Genomic DNA, 1811 nt, shown 5'->3' with positions numbered 1-1811 from the left:
GAACCGGCCCACCGGTGCTGGTGCTGCTCGGACATACCGACGTGGTGCCGCCGGGTCCGCTGTCTGCCTGGACCAGTGATCCCTTCGTGCCGACCGTGCGCGAGGGCGTGCTCTACGGGCGCGGCACCGCCGACATGAAATGCAGCGTGGCCGCATGCACGATCGCGCTGGAACGTTTCGTCGATGCGCATCCCGACCATCCGGGCACGGTCGCCCTGCTGGTCACGTCGGACGAGGAGGGGCCCGCGCACGATGGGGTGAAGAAAGTCGCCGAGCTGTTCCGCGAACGCGGGCAGCGCATCGACTGGTGCATCACCGGCGAGCCGTCTTCGAAGGAAACGCTGGGTGACCTGCTGCGCGTGGGTCGTCGCGGCACGCTGACCGGTACCTTGAACGTGCACGGCGTGCAGGGCCACGTGGCGTATCCGCACAAGGCGCTCAACCCCATCCACAAGGCCCTGCCTGCACTGGACGAGCTGGCCGCGCGCCAGTGGGACGAAGGCTACGAAACCTTTCCGCCGACCAGCCTGCAGATTTCCAACATCAACGCCGGTACCGGTGCCAGCAACGTCATCCCGGGCGAGCTGCAGGTGGTGTTCAACCTGCGCTTCAATCCCAGCTGGACAGCGGAAGGGCTGGAACGGGAGATCGAGGGCATCCTCCGCCGCCATGGCGTGGATTACAGCATCCAGTGGCTGCGCGGCGGCGAACCCTTCTATACGCCGGAAGGCCATCTGCGTGCGACCGCGCGCGCAGTGCTGGGCGAGTTCGTCGGCGCGCCGCCGGAGGAAAGCACCGCAGGCGGCACGTCGGACGCCCGCTTCATCGCGCCGCTGGGCGCCGAGTGCATCGAGGTGGGACCGGTCAACGCCAGCATCCACAAGRTCGACGAGMACATCCGCGTGACGGATCTCGAGGCACTGCCTGGCCTGTACCAGAAGCTGCTCGAGCGGCTGATGCTGCCGGTTCGCGCGGATTCGTAGGAGCGCCCTCGGGCGCACTGCCTGTTCCGCAGGTTCCTGAAAGCGTCGCGCCCCAGAGCGCTCCTGCAGGAAGTGGGTGGTTGCACGCGCAACTTTTTCGGGACTTGCCAAGGTCCGGGTGAAGCGGTTACGGTCGCCCCATGCCCTGTCGCGCCGCCATCAATTACAACCGCAACAACCTGCGCCCGAACAACGGGGTGCGGGCGATGCGGCTCTGCGACTAGGCAACGAAAGACCTGCCGGATTCCAGAAACCCGTATCGCGAGATGCGGGTTTTTTCATTTCCGGCCCCCGATTTCGAACCCCACCCAGGAGCTTCCATCCATGTGTTCCATCTTCGGCATCTTCGGGCTGCAGCCCGGCGACGACGTCCAGGCCCTGCGAAGGCAGTCGCTTGAGCTATCGCAGAAGCAGCGCCATCGAGGCCCCGACTGGAGTGGCGTGTATCACGACGACGGCGCCATCCTGGTGCATGAGCGCCTGGCCATCGTCGATCCGGCCGGCGGATCGCAACCGCTGCGCTCGGCCGATGGCGCACTCGTGCTGGCGGTCAACGGCGAGATCTACAACCACCGGGAGTTGAAGGGCGAACTGGCGCAGGACTACGCCTTCCAGACCGGTTCGGACTGCGAGGTCATCAACGCGCTGTATCGCGAAGATGCGCCGGCCTCCTTCCTCAACCGCCTCAACGGTATCTTCGCGTTCGCACTGTGGGACCGTGCGACGGGACGTGCGTTGATCGCACGCGATCCGATCGGCGTCTGCCCGCTGTACTGGGGCCATGATCGCGAAGGCCGCCTGTGCGTGGCCTCGGAGATGAAGGCGCTG

Annotated in this window: 1 protein-coding gene and 1 pseudogene; both read left to right on the top strand. The window is 66.2% G+C overall.

Features of this window, described 5'->3' with window-relative positions; translation table 11 throughout:
• The coding region (gene dapE / locus AC04L7_RS17940; protein WP_475513599.1) for a succinyl-diaminopimelate desuccinylase at window positions 1-983 on the top strand (983 nt) is incomplete at its 5' end.
• A 324-nt stretch (window positions 984-1307) separates the two neighbouring features.
• A pseudogene (asnB, locus tag AC04L7_RS17935) lies at window positions 1308-1811 on the top strand (asparagine synthase B); the annotation flags it as partial.

Source organism: Pseudoxanthomonas sp. LjRoot204_2 (assembly GCF_056175765.1).
The sequence above is the reverse complement of the archived record's forward strand: the minus strand, read 5'-3'. Positions and strand labels throughout refer to the sequence as shown.